The organism is Apilactobacillus kunkeei (assembly GCF_005930975.1).
Taxonomy (GTDB): Bacteria; Bacillota; Bacilli; order Lactobacillales; family Lactobacillaceae; genus Apilactobacillus; species Apilactobacillus kunkeei_E.
Genome location: NZ_VBSE01000033.1, coordinates 17,078 through 33,501 on the forward strand (window position 1 = coordinate 17,078; position 16,424 = coordinate 33,501).

16 protein-coding genes are annotated in these 16,424 nt (G+C 35.1%); 10 read left to right on the forward strand and 6 right to left on the reverse strand.

Features of this window, described 5'->3' with window-relative positions:
- Window positions 1-119: 119 nt before the first annotated feature.
- The 3 genes from FD688_RS01095 to FD688_RS01105 all read left to right on the forward strand — a co-directional run bounded on the left by FD688_RS01095 (window position 120) and on the right by FD688_RS01105 (window position 3,558).
- The gene (locus FD688_RS01095) at window positions 120-1,298 is read left to right on the forward strand and encodes an MFS transporter (RefSeq protein WP_138741450.1); all 1,179 of its coding nucleotides are present in this window, start codon (window positions 120-122) and stop codon (window positions 1,296-1,298) included.
- Between the two features lie 251 nt (window positions 1,299-1,549).
- Entirely contained in the window at window positions 1,550-2,785 is a 1,236-nt protein-coding gene (locus FD688_RS01100) for a DUF6271 family protein (RefSeq protein WP_138741451.1), read from the forward strand.
- 188 nt (window positions 2,786-2,973) lie between these two features.
- The gene (locus FD688_RS01105; protein WP_138741452.1) at window positions 2,974-3,558 is read left to right on the forward strand and encodes a hypothetical protein; all 585 of its coding nucleotides are present in this window, start codon (window positions 2,974-2,976) and stop codon (window positions 3,556-3,558) included.
- A gap of 78 nt (window positions 3,559-3,636) precedes the next feature.
- On the opposite strand, the gene nrdI is transcribed toward FD688_RS01105, so the two are convergent.
- The 6 genes from nrdI to FD688_RS01135 form a co-directional block, all read right to left on the reverse strand.
- Window positions 3,637-4,095: a class Ib ribonucleoside-diphosphate reductase assembly flavoprotein NrdI gene (gene nrdI / locus FD688_RS01110; protein ID WP_138741453.1), complete on the reverse strand. Its 459-nt coding sequence runs from the start codon at window positions 4,093-4,095 to the stop codon at window positions 3,637-3,639.
- Window positions 4,096-4,167: 72 nt separating this feature from the next.
- A complete protein-coding gene (locus FD688_RS01115; RefSeq protein WP_138741454.1) occupies window positions 4,168-5,559 on the reverse strand; it encodes a hemolysin family protein in 1,392 nt (463 codons plus the stop codon).
- Window positions 5,560-5,727: 168 nt separating this feature from the next.
- Window positions 5,728-6,582, reverse strand: coding sequence for a restriction endonuclease (locus FD688_RS01120; protein WP_190242854.1), 855 nt, complete (start codon window positions 6,580-6,582; stop codon window positions 5,728-5,730).
- 215 nt (window positions 6,583-6,797) lie between these two features.
- A complete protein-coding gene (locus FD688_RS01125; protein ID WP_138741456.1) occupies window positions 6,798-7,763 on the reverse strand; it encodes a glycosyltransferase family 2 protein in 966 nt (321 codons plus the stop codon).
- A gap of 14 nt (window positions 7,764-7,777) precedes the next feature.
- Complete coding sequence (locus tag FD688_RS01130; protein ID WP_138741457.1) at window positions 7,778-9,925, reverse strand: ArnT family glycosyltransferase; 2,148 nt, start codon at window positions 9,923-9,925, stop codon at window positions 7,778-7,780.
- Window positions 9,918-10,319 carry a GtrA family protein gene (locus FD688_RS01135; protein ID WP_138741458.1) on the reverse strand — a complete coding sequence of 134 codons (402 nt, stop codon included), beginning with the start codon at window positions 10,317-10,319 and terminating at the stop codon, window positions 9,918-9,920. Before FD688_RS01135 ends, FD688_RS01130 begins: the two co-directional genes overlap by 8 nt.
- A 122-nt stretch (window positions 10,320-10,441) precedes the next feature.
- On the opposite strand from FD688_RS01135, the gene FD688_RS01140 reads away from it, so the two are divergent.
- From FD688_RS01140 to FD688_RS01170, 7 genes are all read left to right on the forward strand, one after another.
- On the forward strand, window positions 10,442-11,131 hold the full coding sequence (locus FD688_RS01140) for a response regulator transcription factor (protein ID WP_054449545.1): 690 nt from the start codon (window positions 10,442-10,444) through the stop codon (window positions 11,129-11,131).
- Window positions 11,128-12,438: a sensor histidine kinase gene (locus tag FD688_RS01145; RefSeq protein ID WP_138741459.1), complete on the forward strand. Its 1,311-nt coding sequence runs from the start codon at window positions 11,128-11,130 to the stop codon at window positions 12,436-12,438. Before FD688_RS01140 ends, FD688_RS01145 begins: the two co-directional genes overlap by 4 nt.
- A gap of 151 nt (window positions 12,439-12,589) precedes the next feature.
- A complete protein-coding gene (locus FD688_RS01150; protein ID WP_138741460.1) occupies window positions 12,590-13,975 on the forward strand; it encodes a GH25 family lysozyme in 1,386 nt (461 codons plus the stop codon).
- Between the two features lie 245 nt (window positions 13,976-14,220).
- A complete protein-coding gene (locus FD688_RS01155) occupies window positions 14,221-14,649 on the forward strand; it encodes an Hsp20/alpha crystallin family protein (protein ID WP_138741461.1) in 429 nt (142 codons plus the stop codon).
- Window positions 14,650-14,678: 29 nt separating this feature from the next.
- Window positions 14,679-15,098, forward strand: coding sequence for an Hsp20/alpha crystallin family protein (locus FD688_RS01160; RefSeq protein ID WP_138741462.1), 420 nt, complete (start codon window positions 14,679-14,681; stop codon window positions 15,096-15,098).
- A 154-nt stretch (window positions 15,099-15,252) separates the two neighbouring features.
- Entirely contained in the window at window positions 15,253-15,933 is a 681-nt protein-coding gene (locus tag FD688_RS01165) for a hypothetical protein (RefSeq protein ID WP_190242855.1), read from the forward strand.
- Between the two features lie 93 nt (window positions 15,934-16,026).
- On the forward strand, window positions 16,027-16,305 hold the full coding sequence (locus tag FD688_RS01170) for a hypothetical protein (protein ID WP_138741464.1): 279 nt from the start codon (window positions 16,027-16,029) through the stop codon (window positions 16,303-16,305).
- Window positions 16,306-16,424: the final 119 nt, after the last annotated feature.

Consider the following 16,424-nt stretch of genomic DNA (forward strand, 5'->3'; position numbering starts at 1 on the left):
GCACAAAAGAAATGTAAACGCTTTACTAAAATTTAACAATTTAAACATCTCTTAATGGATATTATGCTCTCAAATGAATTATAATTGTTGTTAGAACATTCGAATAAGGGGGAGGATTCATGAAGAAAAGAACAGAATTAGGACTTCGTTTAGTATTTTTCTATTCATTATTGTTAAATTCTGGAGCTGCGTTTATGTGGCCGTTAGTAACGATGTATATAGATGATTATTTGCATAAGTCATTACTGGTCTCGGGGGTATCGTTGTTATTTATTTCCGGTTTTACCATTATCGGTAATTATATCGGGGGTTATTTATTTGATCATTGGTCAGCTTATAAAGCGGCATTGATTGGAATTACGATTTCAACGGTAGCCATTTTAGCATTAATCTTTTTTCATGGATGGCCTACCTTCGCGATTTTAATGGTGGTTTTGGGATTTGGAGATGGAATTAACTTAACTCTTTTAAATTCATATGCTACCAACGTTAAGAGTAAGGATACTAGAACAGTATTTAACATCCTATATGTAGGATTAAACATCGGGGTGGTAATTGGAACTGCGATGGTTGGATATTTACTAAAGTATGGTATCGCAATTGTATTTATGACCGCTGCAGTATTCTATATTTTATTATGGTTGCTTACCTTTGTTTACTTTAACGTCGACTTCTCAGACTATGATAATAGCGTTCCAAAGGAAGAAATCAAGGAAGAAAAAGAAGGAATTATTAAGTCTAACGTTAGATTGATTTATCCTATTTGTATTATGGTATTTACCGTTTACTTGAGTTATACATTGTGGGAAAGTGTTATGTCTGTTCACATGGTGAGAATGGGTATTCCATTTGAAGCATATTCAATGCTTTGGACCGTCAATGGATTAATGATTGTATTTGGTCAACCTATATTAAATTACGTAAGTAAGAGACTAAAAATTCATTTAAATCATCAAGTTTTCTTAGGGGTATTTATCTTTGCGATTTCATTTTATTTCTTAGTTTACGCAAAAACATTCCCAGTCTTTTTGACTATCATGATTTTTCTAACATTTGGTGAGATGCTTGGATTACCAGATGTTCCTGCTTGGATTGATCAACTATCCACCAAGTCAGAAAAAGGTAAGTATCAGGGGATGTTCAATGCGTTGATGTCAGCTGGACGTGCAATCAGTCCTCTATTCGCAGGATTGTTTGTTGAAGGTTTTGGATACAATCCATTGTTCATCTTTGTAACCGTGTTAATGTTAGTTGCATTGTTCTCAGTGATGATTATTAGTCGGAAAACAGAAAAATAAAAAGGATTCGTTTCAATATGAAACGAATCTTTTTTTATAGTATCTTTTAGTATTATATATAAATATTTATGGTACTATTATGTTTTCATGGATGGTACAAAGGACAGAACATAAAAATCAACCCAGAAATTTTCGCAAAGAAATCATCGTAAATCAAACAAGTTAAATTTCTGATACTTTTGATAATTCCTTACGAGGAAATTATGATTTTTACAATGTTAGTAGTATAAGAATTAAGGAGGCTTAGTTTAATGACGAATGAAAAGCATCTATATATCATTCCTACTAATCGAGATGCTCGTGATAGTGTTAAGAGTTTAGTAAATGATATAAAAGCAGTAATTAATAACGGATTACTCAAAAGTAATCAAATATACTTTGTGTTATTGGATTCAGGTAATGATATAGATTTTAAATTAAATCACCAGCAGTTTTTGAAATCGATAAGGCAGTTGACAATAAACTCCTATCATATTCCTGTTAACGGGCTTGACTATCTACTAGAAAATTATTTAGATATGGAGTTATCCCAATTATTGGTAGGGGAAGGTTTTTCTTATGGAAAAATGGTAAACAAAATATCAATTATAGCTAATATTTTGAATGTTCAATATATTCATCGAAGAGACTCAGATGTGTATATTCAAGAAACCAGGGATGAAACCACTCCACTAATTGCGGAAGTATGTGCATTTAAAAATGACCCCAAATGCATGATGGTAGGTAGCAGTTATATAGGAGCTTGGGGTATTGATTATTCTGATGTAGAGGATGACATCGATACACTTAGAAAGTTATTTTCATTATCTAAGCCTAGCTATACAGATGAACAATTAGATGACTACATTAATAATAAATATATTTTGGGATCAAAAGAACATTTTGATGGTAATCTAATTTTTTCAGAAAGAAAAGCTAACTATATAGATGCAGGAAACTTTGCCTTAAAAGATATTTTTCAATATATACCAGTTTCACCTGCTGATGTAACGTCTGGAACTGATTATTTGTATAACACTGTATTGGGAAAATCTGATTGGAAAATGCTATATCATAATGATAGGGTATTTCACAGATATGCCACTGATAGGTATCAAATGATTAACCATATTACGTATGGAGATTCTAAATTATTATCGAGGTTAATGACCAAAGTTACGCAAACCGCTCTAAATGATGTTAAACTATCAAGTGATTTTAAGAAAATGAATGAACAGTTATCCAATTCATATTATGTTGCCATTCACTCTAGTGATATTAAAACTAAATTAATGATAACAGTGGATAATTTTATAGAAGTATATTCCACTATTCAGCACGATAATTATAAAAAAATCGCATCACACATATCCAAGAACAAGAAATACTATGTAGACAAAACATTAAATGATGTTAGTAAATTTATACTTTTGATTGATAAATGGGAGTCTGTAATGAAACAAACTCGTAATATATCCATCTCGAAATTTACAGAAGTGGTAGACTAGAATATTTATTTTACTAGTAATGTGAGTAGACATATATGTATGAATATATTAAAAATGAATGAACCCTGCAATATGTTTGTAGTCAGCATAATGATTCAAAAGTGATTTCAAAAAAATTAAACCTAGTAAGTAAAAATTACTATTGATATGTATAACTCTTCAATAAATACGTAAGGAGGCTAATTTATTTGAATGATAGCAATCTAAAAATGCATATTTATAATAATGATATTTTAGAGATATATTCCAAATCTAGAGATAACTTTGAGTTTGAAGATTTTATTTTGGGAATCATTGTGTCGGATAAAAATAATTATATATTGGTTGAAACATTGGATGATTCTGGACTCTTAGATTCATATACATTATTACTAAAAAGCGATATATCTAAAATATCTACAAATACTAACTATACGAAAGTATTTACGCATTATGTCAATAATAATATTAAGAATAATATATATGATCCTTTTAATTTAAAGGAAGAAATGAAAAGTATATGGAATATGAAGATAGATGATATTATCCAAAATTTCTTGAGTCACGGAAAAGTTGTATCACTTTGCACAAATATTGATGAAGAATTCCACAAAGGAAATGTAATTGCATATGATAATAACTATATAGTTTTAGACGAAAGAAGATATCAAAAAACTTTTGGAGGTGAAGTGCAGGAAAAAAATAATTTAATCAGATTAGATACTATAACTGCATTTGACTTGGAAAGTAAGGAAAATAAACTATATGAACAATATTTAAACAAAGACATATGATATAAATGTGTCTTTATTTAAGTAAATTGAGGCAAAATAATTAAAAAGGCCAGGATATATTCCTGGTCTTTTTTAGAATTAACTTTCATCATATTTTTTAAGTTCGCCATATACTCTGACTACATCTCTATCGGTTCCACGAAGTTCAAAGTCAGTTACAAATGGAGCGTCAAATTGTTTAGCGTAACGTTTGGCAGTTAAACAGTATTGCTCATTGAAGTTCTTGTTTCCTGAACCAATAACCCCAATGCAATATTTAGCGTTGTTGTTATAGTCAATGTATTCGCCTAGTGTGTTGGTCATCATTTCTTTGACGCCATTATCAATACCGTTGCCGCCATCTAAGTAAGTAGGGACAAACGCAAAGAAGTTACTATTTTCATCGGCAAAGTCTGATTGATCGGTAATTTCTTTTAATTCAATTAATGGGTTACTTTCGTTGTCATTATGCATTGTTTCAGCATATTCTTGTAAGTTGGTCACAAAGTTACGTGTGTTACCAGCCACTGAAATATATAGGATTCTAATTGGTTTCAATGTTTAGCTTCCTTTCAAGGCAAAATAAAAAATCTGTTAGAAATATATTCTAACAGATTTAAAAATTATATATTAGTCTTTACTTTCTTCATCTTTTGGTTCTTCTGATGATTTTTCAGCCATAGCCTCGTGGTTATCACGTAAATCGTCTACTTCGAATAAATCAATAAATGAATTTTCAAAATGTAATACCTTAAATGTGAAAGTATCTACCTTGAATTCAGTACCAGGTTTTATTTGAATACCTGGGTTATTGTCGATAAAGTAACCGGAAAGGGTAACACTATCTGATTTGCTGAAGTCTTTGATTTCAGTCTTGAAGTAACGTTCAAAATCATAGGTAGTCATCTTACCACTTACTTGGTAAGTGCCCTTAGGTTGTTTGAAGACGTATTCATTGGTTGCTGGATCGATTTCGTCTCGAACAGTACCGAATAGTTCTTCATAAATATCTTTATCAGTAATAATACCTGAAGTACCACCATATTCATCAACTACGACAACAATAGGAGTTCTCATAGTAATCATCTTTTGAAGCACTTCAGTAATCTTCATTGTTTCAGGAACAGTTCCAATATCACGAATTAAACGTTCAACTGGGATGTTTGAGTTTACTCTTGATTGACGAATAAGGTCGTAACAGTAAACGTAACCTAAAATGTTATCTTTATTGTTATCGATAACAACTGGGATACGACTGAATTTTGATTGTAGGTAAACTGTAATGGCGTCGTCTACTAGAGTATTGATGTCCATAACAGTCAACTGAGTTCTATCAATCATGATGTCTTTGGCAACTTTATCGTTAAAGTCAAAGGCACGTTGCATGTATAAGTAATCGTATTTTTCAAGATCACCATTTTCAACGGCTTCCTTTGAGATGCTTAGGATTTCAGCTTGTGACATTGATTCATCACTTTCATCTGTCATCTTAAGACCCATTAACTTAACAACACCAGCGGCACTGACGTTGATAGCCCATACGAAAGGATAGAAGATAGTGTGGAAGTAATGAAGTGATGTAGCAACATATCCAAGCACTTTTCTTGGCATAGCGATACTGATGTTCTTAGGAACAACTTCAGTAACTACAACTTCAAGATAAGTTAGTATAAAGATACCAACAACACTACCCACGGCGTGTGCTGTACTTTGAGCAACTATGCCGGGCTTTAATTCTAAAACATCAAAGATGGCATCAACGATAAGACTTTCACCAAGCCACCCCATTAGGATACCGCAGGCGGTAACTCCCACTTGTGTGGTTGATAAATAGTCATTTAGGTTAGTTAGCATGTGCATTTCACGAGCAAGTTTCTTTGACTTACCCTTGGTTTCTTCTTCTTCTTCTAACATGCTGTATCGGGTTTGCACTAGGGCAAATTCACAGGCAACAAAGTATGCGGCGAAGAAGAAAGCTATTAATACAATAATGATTTGAAAGAATATCACACCACTATCCAACAGAACATTCCCCGTTTCTTAATAAAATTTGTATAATGTCTACATTATACCTGTTATGTTTAGTTTTTTTAAGTAATTTAATGAATATAATAACTTATTTTCGCTAAAAAAGATTTAAAAAAATGAAACTTTAGTCAAAATTTTAACATTTAGTCTGCATTCACATTGTCACACATTTGCTTCAGCAATTAAACTAGCTAGCTTATCACGGTTCCATAGGTCGATATCTAACTTCTCGCTCGCTGAGATGGCGTGAGGTGTGAAGTAGCTGTTGGTAATAACTACAGCCTTCTTGCAATTGTAGTAACTACGTCCTGAGTTGGCCTCTTGAACGGCCTTTATTCCAACGGGGCTGGCATATAATTTGCATTGAAATACATAGCTGGTGTCACCATTTTTGGCGTAAACGTCGACACCAAAATCGCTGCTTCCCTGAGTGCGTTTAATTTCTGAGAAACCAAGTGCATTGAGTAGGTCGCATGTAAAGGTTTCAAATTGATAACCATCAAAGTTATCAATCATTGCTAATTTTTGTTTGGACTGGTAATCCATAAATGATTGGTATTCATCGGTCACATGGGCATCTACAAGTTGATCCTTTTGTTCTTGAAGGCGTTTGATGTCATTTATCAGACTATCGTGTTTTGAAGTTAACTCATTTAGTTGTTGGTATTTAATGTTTAACTCATTGATTTGCTTGCTTAACTGATTACGGTAAGCCTTTTGTGACTCAATTCGTTCCTTTGTATCTTCTAATTGATGTTGCAAAATTGATAGCTCGTTTAGATAAGGCGTTGCTTGAGCTTGATATTGTTGTCTAGAGATATCTACAGATTGATTTTGATACGTCATTTGTTTGGAAACGACAGGCGTTTTTTTAAACGTATATGTTTGATGTCTACTGATGTTGTTCTTAATTGTTTTGATAAAGTGTTTTTCTGATTTTGGTAGTATGCAGTATTCAATGATAAGCAAAGTGAATGCAATGCACAGTGATGTCACTGGACTATAAATGCTTTTCATATGAATCATGGCTACCACAATGTCGATAATTTTTAATGTGATTAGGATACATATAAATCGACGAATGAAGTGACAGATTTTCACGTCTAAACTTCCTTTTTGTTTTGATAATAACCCTATTTTATCAGATATGATGCGGTTTCTCTATGCTTTTGGGAACGTTTGTTCTATACAAATGCAAAAAAATCCCCCCGACATATTGTCGAGGGGTTTTTTTAGCCATGATGTTTCTTTATCGTGGTGATGTTTCCAGGATGATTATTAAATCCGTAAGAGTTAGAAACGACGTATTGAGGACGATGTTTGGAAGCATCAAAAGTGCGGTATAGATAATCACCAATTATGCCCAGCGCAAGCATGATCATTCCTGATAGGACACACATTAAAGAGATTGCAAATGTAAGTGTCGAGATACCAGTAAAGATGGTGATTAATCCATAAATGACTCCAGCGATAATACTGATGGAACCGGTATAATTTACTATCTTGAGGGGGATTTCGGAGAATGAGGTGATTCCATCAGACGCTAGTCTAATCATTTTAGTTAGGGGGTATTTTGTGACTCCCGCATTTCTTTCTTGTCGTTCATAAGTTACGGCGGTTTGTTTAAAACCAACCCATGAAACTAGGCCACGAACAAATGGCTCAGGTTCGTTTAATTTGGAAAGTGCATCAACCACTTTACGATCCATTAGGCGAAAGTCACCAGTATCAAGGGGGATATCAACGTTGGCGACTTTATGCATCACACGGTAGAAGGCTTTCGCAGAGAAACGTTTGAAGAAAGATTCGCCTTCACGGATAAGGCGTTTTCCATAGACAACGTCAAAGCCTTCCTGCCACTTTTCAATCATGTTAGGGATTACAGATGGGGGATCTTGTAAGTCCGCATCCATGACGACAACCGCATCACCTTTGGCATATCTAATACCGGCGGTAATTGCTAGTTGGTGACCGAAGTTTCTTGAAAATTCGACCAATCTAATGTTTTCGTATTGTGATTGTGCGTGACGGATAATATCTACGCTTGAATCGACAGAGCCGTCATCCACAAAGATAATTTCGTAAGTTTCAATTTGGCATTCCACGAAGTTTTCTAGAACTTCGATGGTGTTTTTGATGCCATCTTCTTCATTGTAAACGGGGAGAACAATGGAGATTTTATTAATTTTATTTGGCATGAGACACCTCCAGATTAATAAATGCTGGAAAGGTCATATAAGGTACCGTTGCTCATGTTAGATGGTCCACCACCCATATTCATTGATTGCTTACCACTTGGTTTGGCCATCTTAGCGGATGCACCATTCTTCATGGTGAAGTTCATTGAGTTGGATGAAGAAGTAGTGCTGGATGAACCACCATATTCGCTAGCACTGACCTTCTTAGCATGTTTCTTGATCCAGTTAACAATAGTGCTATTAGTAGAACCAGACTTACCTTCATCTAGGTAGTATTTAACTTGTCCAGATTTTACTAATTGCTTGAATTTGCTTAATGTCATTGCAGGGTCAGTTCCATTGAAACCACCCATTGCCATGACGGCTTTCTTGGTTTTAATAATATATGGAGCAGCAGTGCCAGAATCTGCGGTTGCGAATAGGTACTTGGCATTGCCTTGGTGTTTAGTTAAATAGTTCAACAATTTGGTATTAACTGTTCCGTTACCAATTCCACCTGAGTTATTACCACCACTGGTTAAGAGATCGGGACCAGCGGTAGGAATGGCTGCAGATTCTTTAGCAAGAGTTGGAGTTAATGACCAGAAACTAGGTGCTACAGCAATTGATAGTAGCCCTATGATAACGATAGCCTTTCCGGCAGGTTTAGCTTTAAATACAAGTAATAAGATACTTGCTATAACTGCTACAACTAAGATTAAGACACTTAACCATGCGTAGTAGCTTGAGACATACCATGCTTGTAGTCCGGCAGTAACAACGATTGCTAGTGGTAGGAAGTATGCCTTGTAATTGTTTAGACCGAAACGTTTAAACAAGTCCAGCATAGCTGCTAACCCAAGTCCAGCAAGAGCTGCAATGGCGGGAGCTAACATGATGGTGTAGTAAGGATGGAAGAAACTAGCTACGGAGAAGAATCCGTAGACTGGCACTAACCAACCTGTCCATAAAACAGTGTGTTTTTGACGAGTAGTAAGTTGGTACCATTTACGCTTAGGATCAGCGAAGCCGATGAATGCGGCAATCATACCGATGATGGAGAATGGTAGCAACCAACTGATTTGTGGTCCTAGAGCTGATTGGAATAGACGAAGTGGACCAGCAGTTCCGATGTTAAATGCACCACCGGCACCACCCATACCGCCTTTACCGTTCATCTTCATACCACCACGATGAGTTCCGCCAGGGAAGTTACCACGTGATTTCATGTTTTTAGATGGATTGAAATTACCCATCTTTCCACTTGGTGGAGTCATGTTGTTATTGGTTTTTGTGCTTCCAGTAGGTTGCTTAGAATTCTTAGAAGAATTACCGCCCATACCTTTGAAAGCACCACCAGTACCAGTAGTTTGACCTAGTAATCTTTGAGTACCGTTGTACCCAAATGCTAGTTCTAATACTGAGTTATGTTGTGATCCACCTTCATATGGACGGTTATTAGCTGATGTCATATCAACTGATAGTGGCCATGATAGGGTGAATACAACTAAAGCAATTGTGGCAAGTGACAACTTACCAATCTTTTTCTTCCATGAATCGTTTGATGCTAACCAGTAGAAGATAAGCATTGCTGGAATAATCATGAAAGCTTGTAGCATTTTAATGTTAAACGCGAATCCGATGGTAGCAAAACTTCCGATTAACCAGAACATGTTGTGCTTGTTAATGGATTTTTGTAGCATCCAGATTGCTAACAATAGGAAGTAGATTAAAGTAGCATCCATATTGTTGGTACGAGAGTCAGCAACGACAATGGGGGTAATAGTCATTACTAACGCTGCAATTCTACCTGCGAATCGACCAAAGTAGGGAGTAACTAGTCGATACATTAAGTAGACGGATCCGACACCGAATAATACTGATGGTAGTACCACACTAAAGTTTGAAACACCTAGGATTTTAGCTGAGATAGCCATGAACCATAGGGCAACAGGTGGCTTATCGACAGTGATGTATCCTGCTGGATCAAAACTGGCATACCAGAAGTTTTTAAAACTCTGGGTCATACTAGTGATGGCGGAAGTATAGAAGTCATTGGCAGAACCAGTTTTCCATGTTCCGTAACCGTACAAGCCTAATGCAATTAGGAGAATAATGGCTAACACCCAATCGACTTTATGTCGTTGGAAGAAGTTAGGCTTCTTGTCTGTCGGTTCATTCATTGGCAGATGCCTCCTTTAATTCATTTTTTCTAAATACCCAATATTTACTTAATAGGAAGTTGGTAGGAGTAGTGACTAGAAGCGTGATTAGGGGGATAATGCTGGCAATAACGTGGAAATAATTACTTGCCACTTCGGTCACTAAAATACTTAACGTCCAGGTTAGAAAGTAAGTAAGGTAGTATTTGACGACGATCATCCAGTCATGATTGGCTTTAAATACCCACTTTTGATTAATTGTTAGACCAATAATCGACGTGATACCATATCCAATCGCCATTGCAAAAGTAGGAGAAGTTGCTTTATACAACATTGAATAGATAAGATAAGTTAAAATAGTATTGATAAGACCAACAATTCCGAATTTAAAAAACTGCCGCAAAATATTTATCATGGTTGGGCACTTCCTTTTTTGGAATGATTTAAGTCTAGTTTAAGAAAATTAAACTAATCTTAAAGCAATCATAAACTTAGCTTAAATACGAAAATCAATTGAAATCGAAAGGAATGATTAACATGGATGGTTTAAATATTTTAATCGTTGAAGACGACGAAAACTTAGCAGCCAGTGTGGCTCAGTTCTTATCACCAATCGGAAACACCACGGTGGTAAACGATGGTTTTGAAGGTCAAATGATGGGACAAGACAACATCTATGACATCGCAATTTTAGATTTAATGTTACCGGAAGTAAGTGGATACGACATTTTAAAACACTGGCGAGTAGATGATGAAATTGATATGCCCGTCTTAATTTTGACTGCCAAGGACACCATGGCTGATAAGGTGCATGGGTTTGAATTAGGTGCCGACGATTATTTGACTAAGCCATTCCATCGTGAAGAACTAATCCTTCGTGTAAAGGCCTTGTTAAAGAGAACAGGTCGTCTTGGTAATAACAATACTTTGTCAGTTGGCGAATTTAATGTTGATTTGAGTCGCCACTATGTTGAATATCAACATCAAGAATTGAAGCTAAACGGAAAAGAATACGACCTATTGGTTTACTTTATGCAAAATCCTTCAACGATTATTACTAAGGACCAAATTTTTGATCGTTTATGGGGATTTGACTCTGAAACTTCATTATCGGTAGTTGAGGTATATATGAGTAACTTGAGAAAGAAGATTAAGCAAATTTCTGGAGAAAACCCAATCAAGACACTAAGAAATGTTGGGTACATGCTAGAAGGATCCAATCAATGAGAGATCGCATCTTAGAACACAAACAACAAATTAAGTTGTTCATTAAGGAATTAATTGGTTTTGCGATTTTATTTGCGATTTTAGGTTTAATTGTTTACTTCTTCTTCCAAAAGTCGATTTACTCCAACATTGATGCTGGCTTAAACCGCCAAAAGGAACGCATTGAAAGAAACGCTTATGCTAATGAAGGCCCGTTGAGTGTTAATCAGCGTCCCGGAGGTTTTAATCCGTTTAACAACTATAACAACAGTGATTTCCAGACTAATGTGATTGTTTTCAATAAAAAGGGAATTATCTCTAATAGAGGGATGCTTGGCCAAAGAAACTACAAGCTATTAAGTAAGTTGACCGTTAAGAATAGAAAACTAAACCAAGTCGAGGAAATTACTCTGTGGTCTAATAACTATGTGACCACGTTTAGAGGGATTCTATTAAAGGTGTCAGACGATAACACCAATCCCGAATATGCAGGTAATTATGTATTGATTTTGCAAAATATTGATGCTGATTTGCTTGCTTTACACAGTTTCGTTGAGGCATTGATTGTTACCTTGATATTCTTCTGGGCAATTGCAATCTTAATAGCTTATTATCTATCTAAGTCGAGTATGAAACCAATCATAAATTCATGGCACAGACAAAAGGAATTCAGTTCCAATGCTGCTCATGAATTGAGAACGCCATTGACGGTTATTCAAAACCAAATGGAATTCTTGCTAACTAAACCAAATGATAAAGTTGTTGATCAGATTCAACCAGTATCGACAACACTAGAAGAGGTTAAGCATTTAAAGGTATTAACTCAACGACTATTGATGCTGGCTCGTTCTGATTCTAATATCGTGCAAGCTCAACGTTCTGACGTGGAATTGAAACCGTTCTTTGAAGGTGTTTTATCACCATTCAATGAGATTGCTACTAGTCAGAATAAGTCTTTTGTCGACACCATTGTTGTCGATGGTACTGGTCATATCGATGCCGACTTGATTAAACAATTGGTGGTCATCCTAATTGATAATGCGATGAAATATACACCAAAGGGCGGCACCGTTTCCGTCAAAATTGTAAAGAACCACAGCAATCTAAAAATTGTGGTTTCTGACACAGGAAATGGCGTTCCTGACGAGGATAAGTCACGTATTTTTGAACGATTTTACCGTACAGACAAGTCTAGAAATTCCAAGACTGGTGGAACTGGTTTAGGGCTATCAATTGCTAAATGGATAGTCGACCAACACCATGGGCGAATTCATGTCCGTGATAATCACCCAACTGGATCGATTTTTACAGTGAATATTAATTTATAAAAAATTAAATATTACAAAGATTTTCTAAAATTTAATATGAAATTAGCTTTCTTTTCCCCCTCTGGCTCTGTTACAATATGCAATAATGATAAAACGATAAGAGGAGGTGTATAAGATATAAACTAATTTTTTAATTTCTTTATATCTTTATATGAGAAAAAAAGGATTATGGTTTCCGATTGTTGCCGTAATTGGTTTGATGCTTGCTAGCACCTCTGTACCAGCAATGGCTGATGCAAGTAACGCTAACACATCTAACACCGTTTATGACATGTCAGAATGGCAAGGTAATCTTACAGATACCCAAGCACAACAATTAAAAAATGAAGTGCCATTCGTTATTTTAAGAGTGCAATATGGTAGTGCCTATGCTGATAAGACATTTGAACACAATCGTGATCTAATGGACAAATATGGCATCCCATACGGGGTATACTCATTTAGTCAATACGAAAATCCTAGCGATGCAGCTTATGAAGCTAAAGTGCTATACAGTCGTGCACCAAAAGCAAGATTTTACGTAAATGACTATGAATCACAAACAGTTACTTCTGGTGGAACTAATGAATCAACTGATGCATGGTTGAAAGCATTAAGACCATTGGTTGGTCAACGTAAGATTTTATTCTATTCATATGCTAATTTTATGGTGCAAAATGCCGCCAGTTCAGTCGCAAACTATGACGGTTATTGGTTAGCCGCATACCAAAACAATGAACCCGCTAGAGAACATGTTCTATGGCAATTTACAGATAAATTCCATTCAAATGCATTAGGTAAAAACCTAGATGCAAGTATGTTTACATCCAAGGATGCTAACTGGTTTATTGGGGATGTTGCCGATGCCACTAACCCTACTGCCGTACCAAAGATTACAGTTCCAAAGAGTGATCAATCTTCTAAGAAGGTAAATAAGAAGCAAAGAGCAGCGCAAAATAATGCGTCCAGCCAAGCTAACAAACAAGCTGCGAACACCAATAGCAACGACACAAAAAATACAGCATCAACTACAAAGCCAAAGAAAAAGGCTGCAGTTAAGAATGTTAATTACACTGCTGTTAATAGATCAATGACAATTGCTGGTGGTACTGGTTTGAAGATTTATAATCACGTACCTGGTGATAACAGATACAAGAAAATAACTAAGGCCGTCCATCATAGTAATTCTTACGCTACTAAGAGGGTTACTATCAACTCAGTAGCAAAGAATACATCAAATGGTCGTACTTACTACCGTGTTCTAAAAAACGGTAAGGTATTGGGTTGGATTAACACCAATGGATTAGTAGCTAACGTTACTTATTCCAAGTACCATGCAACTAAGATTGTTAGAATGCACCCAAAGGTGAACTTCTACAACCACGTTGGTAACAGTGGATTCGCTGATATTCACGTTACTAATTACGGTACCGGATATGCTTATACTCCAGTACAAATTACCCAACGAGCTAAGAAAGATGGCTGGAAGAAGTATTACTACAAGGCTTATTACCAAGGTAAATTTATTGGTTGGGCTTACGGTGCAATGTTTAAATAAATAGTTTGATCAAAAAAGACGATTCGATAAAAGAATCGTCTTTTTTATATCTTTTTTTAATTTTTTATAGAAAACAAATCCCTATATATCAACGTTTATAGATTGTTTTTAGCACTCTTTATAATTAAGTGCTAGTTTTTCCTTGACTATTTGACCAATACTGACTAATATAATAGTTGTTGATAGGAAATAAATAACTATCAACTAAATGTTGAAAATAAAAATAATGAAAAGGGGCTTTGATTATGGCTAACGAATTAAGAAACAGAGGCTTTAATGTATTTGATCCAATGAATGATTTCTTCGGTGACTTTGGTAAGAATTTCTTCAATTCAGTTGCTGGTAATCAAATGAAGACTGACGTTATTGAAAACGAAGATAATTACGTAGTAAGCTCTGAATTACCTGGTTTCAAGAAGGATGAAATTCATCTAGATTACAACAACGATACTTTAAGTATTCATGCTACACATGACTTGAGTAAGGAAGATACTAACAAGGAAGGTAAGGTATTGAGAAAAGAACGCACTTCAAGTAACATTGCCCGTGCTTTCTACCTACCAGATATCGATATTGATAAAGTAACTGCTGATTACGATGGTGGAATCTTAAAGATTACATTACCAAAGCAAGAGGTTAAGGATGAAAAAGCACACAAAATTGACATTAACTAATTAACCGAAATAAATAGGAGGGATATTTTATGGCAAACGAACTAAGAAACAATGTATTTAACGACTTCATGGATCCAATGAGCAACTTCTTTGATGGATTAGGCAGAAACATGGCAACTACATCAAAGATGAAGACAGATGTTATTGAAAATGATGACGAATTCGAAGTGAAGGCAGAACTACCTGGATTTAAGAAGGAAGATATCAACATTAATTATGAAAACGACACCTTAACAATCCATGCTGTTCACGATTTGAATAAGGAACAAAAAGATGAAAAAGGTAAGTTGATTAGAAGTGAAAGAACATCAAGTGATGTCAGTCGTTCGTTCTACTTACCAGATGCAGACACTGATAAAATCGGTGCAAAGTATGATGGCGGCATCTTGGATATCATGGTACCTAAATCTGCAGAAAAGCAATCTAAGCACTCAATTTCAATTAACTAATTAAAAAAAGAGCCATTGTGGCTCTTTTTTGTGAATTTTTTTCTGTAATATAAGCTGAAAAAATATTATAATGATTTTTTAAGGATGATTGGAGTGTTAGTAGATGAGATTAGGTTGTTCGGGAGCGATTGTTTTAATATTTTTACTTTTATGTGTGGTAGCTAATCCAATATTAGCGATTACTATCGGTATTATCATTGCTTTAGCGGTGATTGTGTACATAGTAATTAAGAACCACGGAGAAGTAGAACAGGCACGTTATAACAACGCACAAACCATTGATGCCTCAATGTCAAAAGAAACATCATTCCAATTTAATAGCATGGTTTACAAGCCAGTCACATCTTCTAAGGATGATATTCCTAATATGGAAATGATTCTAAGAACTGACCCAATCAAATACATTAAGAGCGACGAATTATCAAAACGTGAACAAGATATGTTAGACTCAGGTTACTCAATGGAAAATATTAGAGTTGCCAGAATCAACGTTGTTCAGGGATACAATGCTCAATATCAACTATATGATCGTTACTACGATGTCCTAAAAGTAGAAGCTGACATCACAACCGTTCCAAACCGTGCAATGACTGTATTACTAAAACAAATGGTAATGTGCTTCTACCACCAAGAGTTTGGTCTAAGCATTAACGTCCAACCACATTCATTCGACGATAACATGATTAAGAGATTTATTGAATTATGTCCAGAAGTTAACATGTCATCTTCATACTTCGATAACGCCAATATTACTAATGAACGATTTTTAAACCAACGTATAGATAATGGTTGCTTAAATGCATTTAAGAATATCATGGTTGGTTACAATCTATAAAAGAAAACAAAAAGAACTTCCAAACACGGCAGTTCTTTTTGTTGTTTTAAACTAACGATAATATATAAAACGATTTAAAAAGGAGGTTGGATGATGAAGAAAATGAAAACAGTTTTTAAAACGATTAAAGAATGGACTTTCTTAATCGTTCTTATAGCCGTAGTTGGCGCTGTGATTGGGATGGTTAGAGATGTATTTTCCAACTCTTTAAGCTCCCATAGTTGGCATGACTTTCTGGTTTATTCAATTATTTCCGCAATCGGTGGAATAATATTAATCGCTTTGTACTTTGTTTACAGTGTTATTGCCGAAAGAATTCATAAAAAACATCCAACTTGGTTTGCTCCACAAGATCCACCATCAAAAAGATAAAGGCACACAATAATGTGTGCCTTTATTTTTTTGTTTAATTATTTGTTTTAAAAAAATCTAAATTTCATAAAAATATAATAAACACATAAAATTATTTATGTTCATTTGTTTAAATTTAT

Excerpts from the sequence above, each read along its gene's own strand:
- FD688_RS01095 (WP_138741450.1), top strand. The coding sequence starts at position 120 with ATGAAGAAAAGAACAGAATTAGGACTTCGTTTAGTATTTTTCTATTCA.
- FD688_RS01100 (WP_138741451.1), top strand. The coding sequence starts at position 1,550 with ATGACGAATGAAAAGCATCTATATATCATTCCTACTAATCGAGATGCT.
- FD688_RS01120 (WP_190242854.1), bottom strand. The coding sequence starts at position 6,582 with ATGAAAAGCATTTATAGTCCAGTGACATCACTGTGCATTGCATTCACT.
- FD688_RS01125 (WP_138741456.1), bottom strand. The coding sequence starts at position 7,763 with ATGCCAAATAAAATTAATAAAATCTCCATTGTTCTCCCCGTTTACAAT.
- FD688_RS01130 (WP_138741457.1), bottom strand. The coding sequence starts at position 9,925 with ATGAATGAACCGACAGACAAGAAGCCTAACTTCTTCCAACGACATAAA.
- FD688_RS01135 (WP_138741458.1), bottom strand. The coding sequence starts at position 10,319 with ATGATAAATATTTTGCGGCAGTTTTTTAAATTCGGAATTGTTGGTCTT.
- FD688_RS01140 (WP_054449545.1), top strand. The coding sequence starts at position 10,442 with ATGGATGGTTTAAATATTTTAATCGTTGAAGACGACGAAAACTTAGCA.
- FD688_RS01145 (WP_138741459.1), top strand. The coding sequence starts at position 11,128 with ATGAGAGATCGCATCTTAGAACACAAACAACAAATTAAGTTGTTCATT.
- FD688_RS01150 (WP_138741460.1), top strand. The coding sequence starts at position 12,590 with ATGAGAAAAAAAGGATTATGGTTTCCGATTGTTGCCGTAATTGGTTTG.
- FD688_RS01155 (WP_138741461.1), top strand. The coding sequence starts at position 14,221 with ATGGCTAACGAATTAAGAAACAGAGGCTTTAATGTATTTGATCCAATG.
- FD688_RS01160 (WP_138741462.1), top strand. The coding sequence starts at position 14,679 with ATGGCAAACGAACTAAGAAACAATGTATTTAACGACTTCATGGATCCA.
- FD688_RS01170 (WP_138741464.1), top strand. The coding sequence starts at position 16,027 with ATGAAGAAAATGAAAACAGTTTTTAAAACGATTAAAGAATGGACTTTC.